An 18808-nucleotide genomic window follows, 5' to 3' on the forward strand; every position below is an offset into this window, starting at 1 on the left:
CCCGTGGTCCCCCGCTCCCGCTCCCCGGACCGCCGGCACCGCAACGCCGGCCCCGCGACGCGGACGCCGCGGTCGGTCTCCGTCCGGGGCCGCGCCGTCCCGGCGCCGACACCCAGGTGACTACTCAAAGTAGCGCCCCCCTCACCTATGGTGGCTCCATGGCCGCCCCGTTTCCCTCCAGGAGGGGACATGACCCGACGTGAGCGCGCCCGTAGGCGCGAACAGCCCGCGACCACCACCAGTCGATCCCGGCTCGACCGCTTCTTCTTCATCGGCGAGCGCGGCTCCGGCATCGCCCGCGAGGTCCGGGGCGGTCTCACCACGTTCATGGCGATGGCCTACATCATCGTCCTGAACCCGATCGTCCTGAGCGGCGTCGCCGACGTGAACGGGGACACCCTGTCGGCCGCCCAGCTGACCACCATGACGGCCCTGGCCGCGGGCCTGGTCACGATCATGATGGGGGTGGTCGGCCGCGCGCCGATCGCCTGTGCCGCCGCCCTCGGTGTGATGGCGGTCGTCGCCTACCAGGCCGCCCCCGTCATGTCCTGGCCCGAGGCGATGGGCCTGGTCGTGTGGCAGGGCGTCGCCATCGTCGCGATGGTCGTCACCGGTGTCCGCACCGCCGTGATGAACGCGCTGCCGCACGACCTCAAGCTCGCGATCGGCGTGGGCATCGGCCTGTTCGTGTCGCTGATCGGCCTGGCCAACGCCGGTTTCGTCAGCAAGGGCGACGGTGACGGCCTGCTCCAGATCGGCGCCTCCGGCGACGGCGGGCACCTCCTGGGCTGGCCCCTGCTGGTGTTCGTGTGCGGACTGGTGCTGGCCGGCGCGCTCCTGGCGCGCGGGGTCCCCGGCGCCATCTTCTACGGCATCGTCGGCGCCACGGCGATGGCCGTCGCGGTGCACCACGCCCTGGGCCTGACCCCGGAGGACTGGGGCGGCGGCGCGCCCCAGCTGCCCGCGAGCCCGGTCGCCGTGCCCGACTTCGGGCTCCTGTTCCAGGTGGACATGTTCGGGGCCTGGACCACGGCGGGGCCCGCGGCCGCGGCGGTCATCCTGTTCACCCTCGTCCTGGCCGGGTTCTTCGACGCCGTCGGCACCATCCTGGCCATCGGCGCCAAGGCGAACATCGCCGACTCCGCCGGGAACATGCCCCGGGTCAACCAGATCCTGGCCACGGACGGGAGCGGGGCCGTGGTCGGCGGCCTGACCAGTTCGTCGGCCACCCTGGTGTTCGTGGAGTCCACGGCCGGGGTGGGCGAGGGCGCCCGGACCGGGCTGGCCAGCGTGGTCACGGGCCTGCTCTTCCTCACCGCCATCGTGTTCGCCCCGGTGTTCGCGATCGTCCCGGCCCAGGCGGCGTCGGTGGCGATGGTCCTGGTGGGGGCCCTGATGATGACGCAGGTCCGCGGCATCGCCTGGGACGACATGTCCGTCGCGATCCCGGCGTTCCTGACGATCGCGATGATGCCGTTCGCCTACGACATCGCGAGCGGCATCGGCATCGGCATCATCGCCTCCACGGTCCTGAGGTCGGCGCAGGGCCGGTTCCGCGAGGTGGGCTGGCTGATGTGGCTGCTCAGCGCCGTGTTCGTGTTCCACTTCTCGATGCACGCCCTGGGGCTCTGACCCGGTACGCCCCCGAGGGGCCGGTGCGCACCGCGGCGCGCACCGGCCCCTCCGTCGTGGGGCACGGGCGCCGTGGGCACGCGGCGGGCCGCCGGCTGGAGCGGCCCGCGCAGCGCTGACCTGCGCCCCGGCGGAAGCGTCCGCGGCCGGTGCCAGAAGGGCGTTGACAGCCCGACGGAGCCACCTTAAGTTGACATTGACAACTTTCATGCGCACCAGGGACGGACACCCATGGACGACGTCACGGTCAACGGCGCACGGCATCCCGCGCCCGTCGACCCCGACACCAGCACCGCCGAGCACGTGCGCGACCGCCTCGGCCTCACCGGCACCAAGATCGCCTGCGGCGGCGGAGTGTGCGGCGCCTGCACGATCCTCGTCGACGGCTCCCCCACCGTCTCCTGCCTCCTGCCCTCCGACCGCCTGGCGGGCCGCACCGTCACGACGGTCGAGGGCCTGGGCGGCACCCACCCCGTCCAGTACGCCTTCGCGGCGCACGACGCGCTCCAGTGCGGATACTGCACCCCGGGGTTCGTCGTCTCCGCCTCGGTCTTCGTCGACGCCTGGCGGGCCGACCACGGCGACACCCGGCCCGACCTCGACACGATCGCCGACGCGCTGTCCGGCCACCTGTGCCGCTGCGGAGCCTACGAGGGGGTCTTCGCCGCCGTCGCCGCCGCCTGTGCCGGGGAGTTCGACTCCCGACCGGACCGGGAGCCGCCCCGCCGCGACGCCGTCGACAAGGTGACCGGCCGGGCGCGGTTCAGCGCCGACCTGGCCCCGCACGGCCACTGGGAGGGCGTGATCGTCCGCTCGACCCACGCCCACGCCCGCGTGCGCGGCGTCGACCCGGGCGCCGCGCGCGCCGGGGACGCCCCGGAGGACACCGCCGCGCCCCCCGGAACCGCACCCGTGTTCGCCGACCTGCTCGGGGAGGACCGCACCGTCCGCTACGTCGGACAGCCGATCGCCGCCGTCGCCGCGCCGACCCCCGCCGGCGCCCGGGCCGCCGCGGCCGCCGTCCGGGTCGACTACGAACCGCTCCCGGCCGTGCTCGACGCCGAGGCCGCCCAAGCTCCCGGGGCCCCGGTCCTCTACCCGACCCGGGCCGAGCGGGCCGCCGTCCCCAGCTACGGCGAGGCCCCGACCCCTCCGGCCCGCTGGGAGGGCAACCTGCGCGGCCCCGGCACCCTGAGCTGGCGCGGTCCCACCGCCGTGCGCAGGCTGCGCCGGGCCGCGCGGACCGGCGACCCGCTCCTGGTCTCCGGGGAGTTCACGACCGCCTCGCAGGCGCACAACCCCCTGGAACCGCACGTGTGCGTGGCCTCCTGGGAGCCGGGGGGCGACCTGTACCTGCGCGTGTCCACACAGGCCGTGGCCAAGACCGCGGAACGCGCCGCCAAGCGCTGGGGCCTGCCCCCGGACCGGGTGCACGTCGTCAGTGAGTACGTCGGCGGCGGGTTCGGCGCCAAGAACGCCCTCTCCGCCGACATCGTGGCGTCGGTGGAGCTGGCCAGGGCCGCCCGCGCGCCGGTACGGGTCGCGTTCGACCGGGCGGAGGAGCTGACCGACGCCGGGCACCGGCCCGCGGCCCGCACCCGGGTGGCGCTGCTCGCCGACCGGAACGGGGACCTGGCCGCGATGAGCGTGGACTCCCGGGGCGAGGGAGGGGTGTCGGTCGGCTCCTCCGCCGCCGCGCTCGCCTTCATGATGTACGGCCGCTCGCCCCGGCGGGTCCGCGACTTCGACGTGGTCACCAACCTGCCTCCCGGCATGCCCATGCGCGGCCCGGGCGGACCGCCCATGGCGTGGGCGCTGGAGCAGGCCGTCGACATGATGGCGCACCGGCTGGGCGAGGACCCGCTGGCGCTGCGCGCCCGCTGGGACGGCAACCCCAAGCGGCGCGCCCTGTACGCGCGGGCCGCGGGGCTGGACCTGTGGCGGGACCGGCCCCGCGGCCCCCGCTCCGGCCGCTTCCGGCGCGGTGTGGGGGTGGCCGCCGCGAGCTGGCTCTACCTCCTCGGTCCGCAGGCCAGGGTCGAGCTGTCGGTGGAGGACGGTTCGGTGGTGGTGCGCTCGTCCACCCAGGACATCGGCACCGGGATCCGCACGGTGCTCGCCGGGGCCGTCGCCGACAGGCTGGGCGTGCCCGCCTCGGACCTGCGGGTGGAGATCGGGCGCAGCGGGCCGGTGCACGGCACCGGATCGTACGGGTCGCGCACCACCACGTCGATGGGGCCCGCCGCGGCGCAGGCCGCCGACAGGCTGCGCGACGCCCTGCGGGAGCGCTCTCCCTCGGTGCCCGCCGTCGGACCGGTCCCCGAGCACGCGTTCAAGGAGGCCCTCGCCGCGGCCGAGGGCGTGCGGGTGGAGGGCGGGCGCGGACCGGACCGCTGGGGCCGGCTCTCCCCGGACATGGCCGGCGACCTGGCCCTGGGCCGGGGCCTCAGCGGCGCGGTGCACGTGATGGAGGTGGAGGTGGACACCCTGCTGGGCCGGGTGCAGCCGACCCGCTGCTGGGCCGGGATCGCCGCCGGCCGCGTCTACGCCGAGCGGCTGGCCCGCAACCAGTGCGAGGGCGCGGTCGTCCAGGGGGTCGGGTACGCGCTGTTCGAGGAGCGGCGCCACGACCCCGCCACGGGCGTGACGCTCACCGACAACATGGAGGACTACCGGATCCCGGGTCCGGGGGACGTGCCCGAGACCGAGGTGTACTTCCACGAGGAGGGGTTCGGGCACGTCCCCGGCGGCGGGATCGGGCTGGGAGAGGTGTCGGTCGTCGGCGTCGCCGCCGCACTGGCCAACGCCGTGCACGACGCCACCGGCTGGCGGCCGCACGAGCTGCCCGTCCGGCCGGACCGACTGATCGAAGGACTGCGATGAGCACCGTCACACGACCCGCGACCCTGGACGAGGCGCTGTCCGGCCTGGACGGCACGGGCGCGCTCCCGCGCGCCGGGGGAACCGACCTGACCGCCTGCCTGGGCTCGGGGGTCCTCGCCTCCGCGCCGGTGGTCGACCTGTCCGGCGTCGGCGAGCTGCGCGGGGTGGACTGGCTCCCCGACGGATCGGCCCGGGTGGGCGCCCTGACCGGCGTCGGCGAACTGGCCGGGGACCCGGGGCTGGCCGGCGCCTACCCGGCGCTGGCCGCCGTGGCCCGGGTCCTGGCCACCCCGCAGGTGCGCGACGCGGCGACCCTGGGCGGGAACCTGTTGCAGCGCAACCGCTGCTGGTACCTGCGCAACCCGGCCTTCGACTGCTTCCAGACGGGCGGTGGCTCCTGCCCCGCGCGTTCGGGCGACCACCTGTACGGGGTGGTCGTGGACCAGGGGCCGTGCGTGGCCCCGCACCCCTCGTCGCTGGCGGTCGCACTGCTGGCGCACGACGCGACGGTGCTGGTCGCGGGGGCCGGCCCGTCCGCCCCGCCGGACGGGGCCGGCTCCTCCGCTCGACCGGCGGAGCGGCCGGTGGCCGACCTGTACGACGGGGCGGACCCCGCCCGGGACCACGTACTGGCGCCGGGCCAGGTGCTGGTATCGGTCTCCCTGCCCGTGCCGGTGCGGGGCGAGCGCTCCTCCCACAGGAGGGCGACGGGACGCTCCCGCTCGGAGTGGCCGCTGGTGGAGGCGGTGGCGCGGCTGGACTGCGGCGCGGACGGCGCCGGACCGGTGACCCGGGCGGCCGTGGCCGTGGGCGGGGTGGCGCGTACCCCGCTGAGGCTGCCCGGCGTGGAGTCCGCCCTGGCCGGAGCCCTTCCGGGGCGGGCGCTGGGCCCGGAGGCGGAGGACGCCCTCGCGGACCTGGCCTCGCTGTGCTCCCCGCTCCCCTCCACCGGGTACAAGGTGGACCTGCTTCGCGCCACCGTGCGCGACGTGCTCGAGCGGGCACTGGGGATCCCCCCGTCCTGAGACGCGGGGCCCCGCCGGGCGCGGTCCGGCGTGACGGCGCGGGTCCGCGACCGCGGGCCCCGGACCGGCGCCCCGGGTCCGGGGCGGTGGCCGTGCCGTCACGCCGGCCGCACGCGCGAAACGCCCGGCCGGGGTGTCCCGGCCGGGCGTCGGACCGTGCCGCTGCGAGCGGGCCGGCGGGCCCCGGCGTCGCCGGGCGGCTCCGGTCAGTGCCTCAGCAGGGCCCGGTGGGCGAGCTCACGGCACACGAGCGCGAAGTCCAGCCCGGCGGCGGCTGCCGCCATCGGGAACGTGGAGGTCTCGGTCAGCCCCGGGGCGACGTTGGTCTCCAGGAAGGTGGCCCGGCCGTCCGCCCCCACGATGAGGTCCGTGCGGGAGAAGTCCCGCAGCCCCAGGACCCGGTGCGCGGTCAGCGCCACCTCCCCGGCCGCGGCCAGGGCGTCCGCGTCCAGGCGGGCCGGGCAGAAGAACTCCGTGCGGCCGGCGGTGTAGCGGGCGGCGTAGTCGTAGACCCCGCCGTCCGGCACGATCTCCACCGGCGGCAGGGCCACCGGACCGTCGCCCGTGTCCAGGACCCCCACGGCGAGCTCGGTTCCCTGGACCTGCTCCTCGACCAGGGCCGAGTCGCTGTAGGCGAAGCAGGAGACCAGGGCGGCGGACAGGTCCTGCACCGAGGTCACCGGGGCGGCGCCGAAGGCCGACCCTCCCCTGTCGGGCTTGACGAACAGCGGCAGGCCCAGGCGCCCGGCGAGCCGGTCGAGCAGCGCCGGGGCGCCCAGGTCGTGGAAGACCGACTTGGGCAGCGCCGCGCCGCGCGGCACCCGCACGCCCTGTTCGGCGAGCAGGGCCTTGGCCGCGGGCTTGGAGTAGGCCAGGCGGCAGGCGGAGGGCCGGGCGCCCACGTAGGGCACCCCGACCAGTTCCAGGACCTCCCGGATGGCGCCGTCCTCGCCGGCGGACCCGTGCAGGACGGGGAAGACGACCTGGGGCGGGTCGTCGGAGAGCCGGTCGAGCAGGGTGGAGTCGACGTCGGCGACCTGGACCTCCACGTCCAGTCGGCGGAGCGCCTCGGCGACGCTGCGCCCGGAGTGGACGCTCACCTCGTGTTCGGGGGACAGGCCCCCGGCGAGAACGAGGACCCGGTCAAGGTCGGCCACGGCGCCAACCTCCTTCTGTGCTGCGGTCATGGTGCTTGGTGCCTTGCTCGGGGGTGTCAGGGCAGGTCGGGGGCGGGCGACTGGTGGCCCTCGGTGCTCGGGGCCAGGGTGGTGCCGAACGTATCACGCAGGTCGACCTCCCCCTCGATGGCGCCGACGAGGCGTCGCACGCCCTCCCGGATCTGCTCGGGCGTGGGGTAGCAGAAGCTGAGGCGCATGCTGTCGCGCCCGCGGCCGTCGGCGTAGAAGCCGGTGCCGGGAACGTAGGCGACCCGCTCGGTGACGGCGCGGGGCAGCATCGCCTTGGCGTCGATGCCCTCGGGCAGGGTGGCCCACACGAAGAACCCGCCCTCGGGCCTGGTCCAGGTGCACCCGGCGGGCATCATCGCGGTCAGCGCGTTGAGCATCGCGTCGCGGCGCTCGCTGTACATGGAGTTGAACGCCTTGATCTGCTCGCGCCACGCGAAGGTGTTGAGGTAGCGGCGCACGACCAGCTGGTTGAACGTCGAGTGGCTGAGCATCGCCGACTCCGCTGCCAGGACGAGTTTGGCGCGCACGGCGGCGGGCGCGAGCGCCCAGCCGATGCGCAGTCCCGGGGAGAAGGTCTTGGAGAGCGATCCGAGGTAGACGACGTTGCCCTCGCTCTGCGAGTACAGGGTGGGCTCGGGTTCGCCGTCGTAGCGGAGGAGGCCGTAGGGGTTGTCCTCGACGATGAGCACGTCGTGGCGCTCGCAGGCCGCGACCACCTGGGCCCGCCGCTCGGCGCTCATGGTGATCCCGGCCGGGTTCTGGAAGTTGGGGACGGTGTAGAAGAACTTCACCGGGCGGCCGTCCAGCTCGGCCCGGACGAGGGCCTCCTCCAGGTCGGAGGGGATGACGCCCTGGTCGTCCATCGCCACGTGCCGGATGTCGGCCTGGAAGGCGGCGAAGGTGTTGATGGCGGTGACGTAGGTGGGGGCCTCGGTGAGGACGATGTCGCCCGGGTCGACGAACACGCGGGTGAGGAGGTCGAGGGCCTGCTGGGAGCCGACGGTGACGATGACGTTCTCGGGGCTGGCGGTGATGCCCTCCAGCGCCATGTACTCGCAGAGCTGCTCGCGCAGGACCGGGTCGCCCTGGGCCGATCCGTACTGGAGTGCGGCCGTGCCCTCCTCGGAGACGACGTCCTTGACGAGCTCTCCGATCTGGTCGAGGGGGAGGGCGGCGACGTTGGGCATCCCCCCGGCGAGGGAGACCACCTCCGGCCTGGAGGCCACCGCGAAGAGTGCCCTGACCTCCGATGCGACCATTCCCTGTGCTCGACGTGCGTAGCGGCCGACGTGGGGGTCGATGCGCGAGCCCTGTTGCGCGGGCTGCTGCTCTCGGTGGTCAGCGGACACGGTCCACCTCCGAAGGAAGGACGGTCTGAGGGGCCGGCGGGACGTCGGCCGGGACCCGGGTGCGGTCTTCCGGTACGACGCCCGTCGTGCCCCCATGGTTCACACGGTGCCCCTGTGGCGGCTGGGCCGCCGGGGCCGGATGAGACGGTCGGGTCGGTCGAGCCGTGGGTGAGCACGGTTCGGTAAATGTGCTGAGTGTAGCCCAGCCCACGGCCCCGGATCCGGGGGGAAGGGCCTTCCGTGCTGTTCGCCACACCGACCCCCCCCGTCCCCTTCATCCCGAATCGTCCTCATCGTGGCTACCCATCCCACGCGGTCGACTCACGGGGGGATGACGAGAATATGAGGAACTGTTCACGCTTTTCTCTCGAGTCGGACATAGGCCCCATCCTTCCCATCGGCGACATTGGTCGCGTAGGGCACGCGCGCCCGCGGGGCCGCCGCCCGGTCCGACCTTCCAGGGGGAAGCCATGAGAGTCCGCTCGAGCACCGTCCTCGCACCGCTCGCCGCCCTCGTCCTGGGCGGGGTGCTCGCGACGTCCTGCTCCACCGGAGGGGCGCACGACGCGGAGGCGGACGCGGCGCGGGTCGAGCTGGAACAGGCGGCCGACGCCCTGGCCGCGACGGCTCTGCGGCCGGGGGCCGAGCGCGCCTTCGCCCGCGGGGGGCACCCGATCCCGGGGGGCCTGGCCTGCGGCGGCCTCCCGCAGGAGGACCCGGCCGCCTCCCCGGCCGTCTCCGTCGCCCCGGCCCCGAACCGGACCGCCGGCACGGAGGGGTACGAGGCTCCCGCCTCCCCCGTGCCCCGCGGCGGCCGGCTGGAGGTCCACTGCACCGGCGAGACCGAGGACGGCGCGCGGGCCGTGTTCGAGGGACGCCTCCTGCGCGGGGCGCTGGCCGAGCGGGAGGCGGGCAACGACAGCCTTCCCGGCAGTTTCACCGGGAGCGTCGACGGCGAGCGGGTCTTCGCCATGGACTGCTTCCAGTGCTCCCCCGCGGCCGAGGACGCCGAGGAGCGGGAGCCCGGCGGCGAGGACCCCGGGACGGAGAAGGCGGAGAACGTCGAGGAGGTCCTCGACTAGGAGGCGCGCGCACCCCCGCGCCCCCTGCGGTGCGCGGCGGGACGTCCCGGAGGAGACCACCTCGGGAGACGTCCCGCCGCGTCGCGCGGCGGCCTCGGGCTCTCCCCCGACACCCCGAACGACCGCCTGGACCCCGCGGCGCGTACGTCCCTCCCCGTGGCCCCCCTCAAGGCCCGAAGGTCGTGAACGCGCCGATGGACCGGTCTCCGGACGCCGTGCCCTCTCCGGCCCGGCGACCGCCCCGGTCGGGGCCGCGCGAGCACAGTCCACCGCACCCGGGAACGGGGCGCAACGGTTGCACTAGGTTGCGATGATGTCGCGCAGAGCAACCGGACGGTCGTCCGACCTCAGCGCCTCGCGGAGGTCCCGGACGCCGGGCGCCACCGATCCGGGCAGCAGGTCGGTCGGGGCCGGCGGGGCGACGACCCGCACCAGGACCTCCTCGCTGAACCGGTAGGGGCGGCTCTCGATGATGCCGCCGAGGTGCCTCCGCAGGCGCGACAGCTCGGCCCGCACGGTCACGACGTGGCCGCCCGCGCCGAACACGGCCTGCGACAGCTGTGCGCCCGTGCGCCCCTCGCGGTGGCCGGCCAGCAGCAGGAGCAGTTCCGCGTGGCGCGGCGTCAGCCGGTGCGTCCACTCCCCGCTGGCCCCGGCGACCGCCACCGTGGGGGCGGAACGGGTCAGGTCCAGGGTGACCGTGGCCCCGCCGCTCTCCCGCTCCGGCCGGGGACGCACCAGCCAGCCCCCGGGGAGGGGTTCCAGCGCGCACTCCCCCAGCGCGGGGAGCCAGGCCGTCCCCGTGTCCCGCTGCGTGGGCAGCAGGACCCTGCGGACCGGCTCCATGTGGACGGCGGCGGCCGTCCACCCGGCGTCGTCCACGACCAGGGCGCGCTCGCTCATCCCGGCCAGCAGGGGCGCCGCCACCGAGCGCAGCCGCTCCAGGTGCGTGTGGTGGATCCCCTGGAGGTGGGCCTCGGCGAGCTGGGCGACCGCGCTGACCAGCGCCAGTGTCGCCGGGTGGATGGTGGAGACGGGACCGGTCACGTCGACGGCGCCGAGCAGGCGCCCGTCGCGGGGGTCGTGGATCGGGGCGCAGGCGCAGGTGAGGGTGTGCAGGCTCCGGACGAAGTGTTCGGCCGAGTAGACCTGGACGGGACGTCCCACGACCAGGGCCGTGCCAATGGCGTTGGTGCCCGTGCTGCCCTCGTTCCAGTAGGCGCCCTCGACCAGCCCCACCCTGTCGCCGACCGACCGCATGCGGTGCGAGCCCTCGCGCCACAGGACCTGCCCCGCGGAGTCGGCGACCAGCATGATGTGGTCGGCCTCGTCCGCGACCGAGACCAGGGACCGGCGGATCAGCGGGAGGACCGCCGCGATCGGGGAGGCGTCGCGGTTGCGCTGGAGCTCGTCCACGCGCGCCACCCGCGGGGGCGGCGCGCTGTCGGGGTCGATGCCGAAGCCGCGCATCCTTTCCCAGGAGTCCTCGATCACCGGGCGCAGCGGCGCGGGCGCGGGACGTCCGGTGAGCGAGGCCTCGTGCACCCGTCTGAGCATGAGCGCGTGCTCGCGGGCGTCGGCCCCGGCGGGCAGGGCCGTGTCCAGCGGAGGAAACGACATGTGGCCCCCTGACTTCGGGTTCGCTACGGAGATACCAAGTGTCCAGGCTGAGCCCCGACAGGGTGAGGGAACCGGAACACACGCACGATTCGGAACTGTTTCCGGCACACAAGTTCCGCTTTCTCGGCGACAACCGGGGCCGCCTACCACGCATGGCCGCCGCCGTCCCCGCCGGGACGTCGGCGTGCGCGACCAGGATCGGGCACCGCGCACCCCGAACCGGGGAATTGGCCGGAAGCGGCCACGCCCGCGCGGGCGAGGGCGGGCGGGAGGAACCGGGCCGGGCCGGTGCACGTGCGTGCGCGTCGCACACCCGCACGTGCGGCCGCGCCCGGAGCGCGGCGGAGGGCCCGGAGGGGCACGGCCCCTGCCTGCCCTGTGCCCTCGGGGTACCGGAGGAAGTATCCCGCGCCGGCGGGCACACGGGCCCGGAACGGGCCCGGGAGCACGGTCAGGGGCCCGGCCGCCACCGGGTGAGCGCGAACCACAGGCGCATGCGCTGCTCGGCGTCGGCCAGGTCCACTCCCAGGTCCCGTTCGATCCTGCCGATCCGGTAGCGGACGCTGTTGCGGTGGGCCCCGAGGTCGGCCGCGGCCCGGTCCCAGTTGCCGTGGCGGGTGAGCCAGGCCCGCAGGGTCGCGCGCAGGAGCCCCGCGGGAGCGGTGTCCTCGGCGAGCGGGCCCAGGACGCCGCGTGCGAGCGCGTCCGCGCCCGCCGGGTCCAGGAGGGCCTCGAAGGGGTCGGTGTCGTCCTCCCACAGCAGCGGGCCCCCGGCCGCGCGGGCGCGGGGGAGGAGGGAGGCCGCCGCGCGGTCGGCGGCGGACAGCTCCCCGGGGGCGACCGGGCCGCTCAGGGCTCCGGTCCACCCGTGGAGCAGGAGCAGGTCCAGTCCTTCCCGGTGCGCCGCGTCGCCGCGGTCCGCGAGGACGGCGCGCAGCAGTCCCGGCGGGCCGGGGGCGGCGTCCAGGACCCGGGTGTCCAGTGGCAGCGCGGTGGGCGCGGTGTGCCGTCCCCGGCCGGCGGGGAGCGCGTGCAGGACGCGGTAGCCGCCGGCGTGGCCGTCCCCGCCCCCGGTGAGCCCGGCGAGCAGGGGCAGGGCCTCCTCGGCGACGCCTCCGTCCAGCAGCAGGGCGGCGAGGAGGCGGCCCGGGGCGGGCGGGGCGCCCCGGTCGGTGCGCGCGAGGAGGTCGAGCAGCGCGGTCGCGGTGCGCAGGACGGCGCGGTCGGTGATGCCGAGGGGGTCGGGGCGCCCCACCAGGACCACCCCGTGGTCGTCGGGGGGCGAGCCGACGGTGTGCAGGAAGACCTCGTCCGCGCCGTACCGCGCCTTGGCGCTGCGGGGGCCGTGCGGGAGGGTGAGCCGGGCGACGAGCCCGTGGAGGTCGGGGTCCAGGTCCCGGGGGGCGCCCGGTGTCGCGTGCCGTCCGCCGGAGCCGGCCCCCGTCCGCGCCGGCACCTCCTCCCCCGGCGCGGACGGGGTCCCGGACGGGACGTGGGCGAGCAGCGCCCACCCTCCGAGGGCCTCGGCGAGCACCCGCAGGACGCGGTCCACCGGCGCGTCGGCGGTGACGGCCAGGGCCAGGGCCTGGTGCGTCTCCCCGAGTCGGCGCAGGTCGCGCAGCCGCCGCTCCTCCAGCTCCTCGCCGACGGCCTGGCTGACGGCGGCGAACGGGGTGGGGCGGGGGACGGAGACCAGCGGCAGTCCGCGCGCGTGGCACTGCTCGACCAGGCCGGCGGGGACGGTGTCGTGGACGGGGGTGACGCCGAAGCCGACCGCGCTGACCCCCGCGCCGACCACGGCGTCGACGTAGGCGCGCAGGCCGGCGGCGGTCCGGGGCAGGTCGACCCCCGCCGTGAGCAGGAGTTCGCCGCCGCGCAGGTAGGCGGAGGGGTCCGGCAGCTCGCTCACCACGGCCCAGGCGATCCCGGGGTCGCCCGCCTCGACGACGGTGTCCAGCGCGAGGTCGCGCCGGCCCGTGACCACGCTCAGCGGCACGGTGTGGACGTCGGTGCGTCGGGCCCGGTCTGCCACGGCGTTCCCCTTCTCCCCGGCCCGCGCCGCGGGTTCCGGCGCCGGGCGTCTCGTGTCCCCCGTGTTGCGCACAGGGGTGCGCCGACCGCACTTTCTGGATGGTTCGCCCATAAAGGGAGGTCCGACGGTGCGGTTCGTCCACTGGAGCGTAGCCGAGACGCTGCCTAGTCTGTCCGAAGTCCGTGTGACCTGCGTCAACGTCGCCGCTGTTCACTCCCCCGTACCCCCGCGTCCACATTTGGAGTGCCATGACCGTCGACCTCGCGGTGATCGCCGCCTATCTCCTGGGTATGGTCGCCCTCGGCTGGTGGGGCATGCGCCGCGCCACCAGCAAGTCCGACTACCTGGTCGCCGGACGCCGCCTGGGTCCGCTGATGTACGCGGGCACCATGGCCGCGGTCGTGCTCGGCGGCGCCTCCACCGTCGGCGGCATCGGCCTGGGATACACCTACGGCGTCTCCGGCGCCTGGCTGGTCGTCGCCATCGGCGTCGGCATCCTCGCGCTGCACCTGTTCTTCGCCAAGCGCATCTCCCGGCTCCGGGTCTTCACCGTCTCCGAGATGCTGGACCTGCGCTACGGCGGCAACTCGCGGGTGGTGTCGGGCCTGGTCATGTGGGGTTACACCTTCATGCTGACGGTGCCCTCCACCCTGGCGTTCTCCACCATCTTCAGCGGCCTCTTCGAGCTCCCGCGCGCGGTGGCGATCATCCTGGGCGGCTCCATCGTGGTCCTGTACTCCACGATGGGCGGCATGTGGTCGGTGACCATGACCGACATGGCCCAGTTCGCCATCAAGACCGTCGGGCTCGTCCTCATCCTGACGCCGGTGGCGATCTGGTCGGCGGGCGGCTTCTCCGGGATGCGCGAGTCCCTGGACCCGTCCTACTTCAGCCCCACCGCCATCGGCGGGGAGACGATCCTGACCTACTTCGTCATCTACTCGCTCGGCCTGCTCATCGGCCAGGACATCTGGCAGCGCGTGTTCACCGGCCGCGACGACCGGGTCGCCCGGGTCGGCGGCATCGGCGCGGGTGTCTACTGCCTGGTCTACGGGGTGTGCGGGGCCCTCATCGGCACCGCGGCGGCCGTCCTCTTCCCGAACCTGGCCAACCCCGACGACGCGTTCACGCGGATGGTCGACGCGACCCTGCCCGTGGGCCTCGCCGGCCTGGTGATCGCCGCCGCCCTGTCCGCCGTGATGTCCACCGCCAGCGGCGCCCTCATCGCCTGCTCCACGGTCACGTCCACCGACCTGTGGCCCCAGGTCCGCCGCCTGTTCGGGCGCGACGGGGCCTCCCACAGGGGCGGCAACCGCGACGAGGTCGCCTCCAACCGCGTCTTCACGCTGGTCCTGGGCGCCGCGACCATCGGCGTCGCCCTGGCCGTCGACGACGTCGTCGCGGCGCTGACCCTGGCCTACAACGTGCTCGTGGGCGGCCTGCTGGTCGCCATCCTGGGCGGCCTGGTGTGGAAGCGCGGCACCCGCGCGGGCGCCCTGGCCTCCATGCTCACCGGGTCGGTGGCCGTCATCGTCACCATGGCCCTGACGGGGATGCTCGCCAACGAGCCCATCTACGTGGGGCTCGGCACCGCCCTGGTCGTGTACGTGGCCGTGAGCCTGCTGACCCCGCCGACGGACCCGGCCGTCCTGGCCGCCTGGCAGAGCCGCCTGCGCGGCGACGACGCGCCGGAGGGGGCCGGGGCGGCCCCGGCCGCCGCGGACTCCGTGGACGCGCCCGCGTCCCGGGACGACTGACCCGCACCGACCGACCCCACCGACCGCGGCCCCCACCGGCCGCACCGACGACGACAAGGACAGGACCACGCGATGAACGCACCGATCGGACCCACCGACTCCAGCCTCGTACCGCGCTTCGCCGGGCCGGCGACCTTCGCCCGCCTCCCCCGCATCGACCAGGTGGAGAAGGCCGACATCGCCGTGGTCGGCGTCCCCTTCGACACCGGGGTCTCCTACCGCCCGGGCGCCCGCTTCGGCCCCTCCGCCATCCGTGAGGCCAGCCGACTGCTGCGCCCCTACAACCCGGGCCTGGACGTGTCCCCGTTCGCGAACGCGCAGGTGGTCGACGCCGGGGACATCGCGGTCAACCCGTTCTCCATCGGCGACGCCGTGGAGACCCTGGACGAGGGCGCCTCCCGGTTCGTGCGGGAGGGCACGCGCCTGGTCACCCTGGGCGGCGACCACACCATCGCCCTGCCCCTGCTGCGCTCGCTGCACCGCGTGCACGGGCCGATCGCGATGGTGCACTTCGACGCCCACCTGGACACCTGGGACACCTACTTCGGCGAGCCCTACACCCACGGCACCCCGTTCCGCCGCGCCGTGGAGGAGGGCATCCTCGACACCGAGGCCATCTGCCACGTGGGCACCCGCGGGCCCCTCTACGGCAAGAAGGACCTGGAGGACGACCGCCGGTTCGGGTTCGGCATCGTCACCTCGGCCGACGTGATGCGCAAGGGCGTGGACGAGATCGCCGACGCGCTGCGCCAGCGCATCGGCAACCGCCCCCTGTACGTGTCGGTGGACATCGACGTGCTCGACCCCGCGCACGCCCCCGGCACCGGCACCCCCGAGGCGGGCGGCCTGACCAGCCGCGAACTGCTGGAGATCCTGCGCGGCCTGGCCACCTGCAACCTGGTGGGCGCGGACGTGGTGGAGGTCGCCCCCGCCTACGACCACGCGCAGATCACCGCCACCGCGGCCTCGCACGTGGCCTACGACCTGGTCAGCGTCCTGGCCCTCCACCACACGACGGGGGCCTGAGCCCATGGGAGCTCCGCGCAACGGCGGGGACCTGGTCACCGAGACCCTCACCGCGCTCGGCGCGCGGGTGGCCTTCGGCATCCCCGGCCAGCACGCGCTGGGGCTGTTCGACGCGCTGCGCCGGGCCCCGGGGCTGAGGTTCGTCTCCAGCCGGGTCGAGAACAACGCCGCCTTCGCCGCCGACGGGCACGCCCGGCTCACCGGCGAGGTGACGCCGCTGCTGGTCTCGACGGGGCCCGGGGCGCTGCTCACGCTGGCCTCCCTCCAGGAGTCCCGGGCGTCCAGCGCCCCGGTCCTGGTGATCAGCAGCCAGGTCCCGCGCGCGGGCCTGGGGGGCGGGCGCCACGGGTACCTGCACGAGCTGCCCGAGCAGTCCGCGAGCTTCGCCAACGTCACCAAGACGGCGTTCACGGTGCGGCACGCCTCGCAGATCCCCTCGGCCCTGGCCGAGGCCTGGCGGGTCGCGGCGAGCGCCCCGGCGGGCCCCGTCCTGGTGGAGATCCCGCAGGACGTGCTGCTGGAGCCGACCGTGGTGCCCCCGGTGGAGGACGTGGACCCGGCCCCGGTCCCGCTCGCGCCGCGCGCCGAGCTGGTGGCCGAGGCGGCCCGCCTGCTGGACGGGGCCCGGCGGCCGAGGATCCTGGCCGGGGGCGGGGTGAGCCGCTCCGGGGGACGGGACGCGCTGGTCGCCCTGGCCGAGGCCCTCCGGGCCCCGGTGGCCACCACCTTCGGGGGCAAGGACGCCTTCCCCTGGGACCACCCCCTCTCCCTCCAGTCGTGGATCGAGGACCGGCACACCACCGACTACCTGGAGGGGGCCGACGTCCTGCTCGTGGTGGGCTCGGGGCTGGGCGAACTGTCCAGCAACTACCACACGTTCGCGCCCCGGGGCCGCGTGGTCCAGGTCGAGGCCGACCTGGGCAAGCTGGAGTCCAACCACCCCGCGCTCGGTGTGCACGGCGACGCCGCCACGACCCTCGCCGGCCTCGCGGAGGCGGTGGCCCGCCGTCCCGCCGACCCGGCCGTGGAAGCGGAGGTGGCGTCCGTGAAGGCCGCCGTGGCCGCCCGCCTCGACGCGCAGGGCCTCGCGGCGGAGCGCGCCGTGCTGACGGCCGTGCGGGAGGCCCTGCCCGACGGCGCGCCCAGCTTCTGGGACATGACGATGCTGGCCTACTGGGCGTGGTCCGCGTGGGACCCGCGCGGGGGCGGTGCGTACTCCGCGCAGGGGTCGGGGGGCCTGGGGTACGGGTTCCCCGCCGCCCTGGGCGCCGCGGCGGCCGGGCGCGGCCCGGTCCTGGCCGTCTCCGGGGACGGGGGCGCGATGTACTCGGTCGCCGAGCTGGCCACGGCCCGCCAGCACGACCTGGACGTGACGTGGCTGGTCGTGGACGACGGCGGCTACGGCATCCTGCGCGAGTACATGGAGTCGTCGTTCGGGGAGGCCACCCACACCGAGCTGGCCCGGCCGGACTTCGTGGCCCTGGCCGAGGCGTTCGGGGTGCCCGCCACCCCGACCTCCCCGGAGCGGCTGCGCGAGGACCTGTCCGCCGCCCTGTCCCGGCCCGGCCCGAACGTGGTCGTGCTGCCCATGGTGCTGGAACTGTTCGCCCCCACCCACCTGGGCGGGTAGGGCCTCCGCCGCCCCGTCCCGTCCGGTCGGCGGCGGCGTGCCGTCCTGCCGGCGCGCCGCCGCCGGCCGGCCCCGGCCTCCCGGCCCCACCGCAACCGACACGAGGAGACCATGCGCATCCACGAGTTCGACACACTGCCCGGCTTCGTCGACGGAGAACCCCTGAGCCCCGCGGACGGGCGCGTCCAGGACCTGGTCGACCCCGTGACGGGAGGGATCGCGGGCACGTCCGGGGTGTTCGGCCCCGGGGAGGTGGAGGCCGCCATGTCCTCCTCCGCCCGGGCCTTCCGGCTCTGGAGCCGGACCGGCACCCCCGCCCGCCGCCAGGACGCCCTCCTGGCCCTGGCCGACGCCCTGGCGGCCCGGGCCGGGGAGTTCGCCGACGCCGAGTGCCGTGAGACCGGCAAGCCCCGCGCGTCCGTGCTCGACGAGGAGATCCCGTTCTGTGTGGACACCCTGCGGTTCTTCGCCGGGGCCGCGCGCCACCTGGAGGGGCGGGCGGCGGCCGAGTACCTGGAGGGGCACACCTCGTGGATCCGCCGCGAGCCCGTGGGCGTGTGCGTGGGCGTCACCCCGTGGAACTACCCCCTGATGATGGCGGTGTGGAAGATCGGGCCGGCCCTGGCCGCCGGGAACACCGTCGTGCTCAAGCCCGCCGAGACCACGCCGACCACCACCGTCATGCTCGCCGAGGCCGCCGCGGAGGTCCTGCCCCCGGGCGTGCTCAACGCGGTCGTGGGAGACCGCGACACCGGCCGCCTGCTGGTGGAGCACCCGGCGGCGCGGCTGGTGTCGATCACCGGCTCCACCCGTGCGGGCGTGCAGGTGGCCCGGACGGCCTCCGCCGACCTGAAGCTGCTGCACCTGGAGCTGGGCGGCAACGCCCCGGTCCTGGTCTTCGACGACGCCGACCCGGCCGGCGCCGCCGCGGGGGTGGTGGCGGGGGCCTTCCTCAACGCGGGCCAGGACTGCACCGCCGCCACCCGGGTCCTGGTGCACGAGGGCGTCCACGACGCGTTCGTCGCCGAACTGACCGCACGGGCCTCCGCGCAGGTCACGGGGCGCCCATCGGACCAGCCCTCCGACTTCGGCCCGCTCAACAACGCCGACCAGTTCGCCAGGGTCACCGGACTCCTGGAGCGCCTGCCCGGGCACGCGGTCGTGGAGACCGGCGGGCACCGTGTGGGCGGTGAGGGGTTCTTCCTGGCGCCCACCGTCGTGTCCGGGCTCCGGGCCGACGACGAGATCGTGCGCGAGGAGGTCTTCGGCCCCGTCGTCACCGTCCAGCGGTTCGCCACCGAGGAGGAGGCGGTCGAGCTGGCCAACGGCGTGGATCAGGGGCTGGCCTCGTCCGTGTGGACAGCCGACCACGGGCGCGCCCTGCGCGTCAGCGGTGAGCTGGACTTCGGCGCGGTGTGGATCAACGGCCACGGCGAGCTGGTGTCGGAGATGCCCCACGGCGGGTTCAAGCACTCGGGCTACGGCAAGGACCTGTCGGCGTACAGTCTGGAGGACTACACCCGGGTCAAGCACGTGATGAGCGCGCTGCGCTGACCGCGGGCGGAGGGCCCCGGGCCCGGACGGG

At 75.3% G+C, this 18808-nt stretch carries 12 protein-coding genes; 8 read left to right on the plus strand and 4 right to left on the minus strand.

Going from position 1 to position 18808, the window contains the following annotated elements; genetic code table 11:
* Positions 1-189 precede the first annotated feature (189 nt).
* From ACIRPH_RS07740 to ACIRPH_RS07750, 3 genes are all read left to right on the plus strand, one after another.
* Positions 190-1632, plus strand: coding sequence for an NCS2 family permease (locus tag ACIRPH_RS07740; RefSeq protein WP_402910702.1), 1443 nt, complete (start codon positions 190-192; stop codon positions 1630-1632).
* 231 nt (positions 1633-1863) lie between these two features.
* Positions 1864-4515, plus strand: a complete 2652-nt coding sequence (locus ACIRPH_RS07745) for a molybdopterin-dependent oxidoreductase (RefSeq protein WP_402910705.1) — start codon at positions 1864-1866, stop codon at positions 4513-4515.
* Complete coding sequence (locus tag ACIRPH_RS07750) at positions 4512-5540, plus strand: FAD binding domain-containing protein (protein WP_402910708.1); 1029 nt, start codon at positions 4512-4514, stop codon at positions 5538-5540. The genes ACIRPH_RS07745 and ACIRPH_RS07750 overlap by 4 nt, the downstream gene beginning before the upstream one ends.
* Positions 5541-5746: 206 nt before the next feature.
* Here ACIRPH_RS07750 and ACIRPH_RS07755 read toward each other — a convergent pair whose 3' ends face one another.
* Together ACIRPH_RS07755 and ACIRPH_RS07760 are read right to left on the minus strand one after the other, a co-directional pair.
* Complete coding sequence (locus ACIRPH_RS07755) at positions 5747-6697, minus strand: D-alanine--D-alanine ligase (RefSeq protein ID WP_402910710.1); 951 nt, start codon at positions 6695-6697, stop codon at positions 5747-5749.
* A 56-nt stretch (positions 6698-6753) separates the two neighbouring features.
* Positions 6754-7986 (minus strand): PLP-dependent aminotransferase family protein, encoded by a 1233-nt coding sequence (locus ACIRPH_RS07760; protein WP_402911655.1) that lies wholly within the window; start codon positions 7984-7986, stop codon positions 6754-6756.
* 560 nt (positions 7987-8546) lie between these two features.
* Here ACIRPH_RS07760 and ACIRPH_RS07765 point away from each other — a divergent pair.
* Entirely contained in the window at positions 8547-9158 is a 612-nt protein-coding gene (locus tag ACIRPH_RS07765) for a hypothetical protein (RefSeq protein ID WP_402910713.1), read from the plus strand.
* A 300-nt stretch (positions 9159-9458) separates the two neighbouring features.
* On the opposite strand, the gene ACIRPH_RS07770 is transcribed toward ACIRPH_RS07765, so the two are convergent.
* Together ACIRPH_RS07770 and ACIRPH_RS07775 are read right to left on the minus strand one after the other, a co-directional pair.
* On the minus strand, positions 9459-10778 hold the full coding sequence (locus ACIRPH_RS07770; protein WP_402910716.1) for a GAF domain-containing protein: 1320 nt from the start codon (positions 10776-10778) through the stop codon (positions 9459-9461).
* Positions 10779-11229: 451 nt separating this feature from the next.
* The gene (locus tag ACIRPH_RS07775; RefSeq protein ID WP_402910719.1) at positions 11230-12810 is read right to left on the minus strand and encodes a PucR family transcriptional regulator; all 1581 of its coding nucleotides are present in this window, start codon (positions 12808-12810) and stop codon (positions 11230-11232) included.
* Between the two features lie 248 nt (positions 12811-13058).
* Between ACIRPH_RS07775 and ACIRPH_RS07780 the strand changes: the two genes are divergently transcribed.
* From ACIRPH_RS07780 to ACIRPH_RS07795, 4 genes are all read left to right on the plus strand, one after another.
* Complete coding sequence (locus ACIRPH_RS07780) at positions 13059-14567, plus strand: sodium:solute symporter (RefSeq protein WP_402910722.1); 1509 nt, start codon at positions 13059-13061, stop codon at positions 14565-14567.
* 72 nt (positions 14568-14639) lie between these two features.
* The gene (gene speB / locus ACIRPH_RS07785; protein WP_402910725.1) at positions 14640-15593 is read left to right on the plus strand and encodes an agmatinase; all 954 of its coding nucleotides are present in this window, start codon (positions 14640-14642) and stop codon (positions 15591-15593) included.
* Between the two features lie 4 nt (positions 15594-15597).
* Positions 15598-17223 carry a thiamine pyrophosphate-binding protein gene (locus tag ACIRPH_RS07790; protein ID WP_402910727.1) on the plus strand — a complete coding sequence of 542 codons (1626 nt, stop codon included), beginning with the start codon at positions 15598-15600 and terminating at the stop codon, positions 17221-17223.
* 111 nt (positions 17224-17334) lie between these two features.
* Entirely contained in the window at positions 17335-18777 is a 1443-nt protein-coding gene (locus ACIRPH_RS07795; RefSeq protein ID WP_402910729.1) for an aminobutyraldehyde dehydrogenase, read from the plus strand.
* The last annotated feature ends 31 nt before the right edge of the window (positions 18778-18808 follow it).

Origin of the sequence: Nocardiopsis sp. NPDC101807, from assembly GCF_044766605.1 — a bacterium.
GTDB classification, from domain to species: Bacteria; Actinomycetota; Actinomycetes; order Streptosporangiales; family Streptosporangiaceae; genus Nocardiopsis; species Nocardiopsis tropica.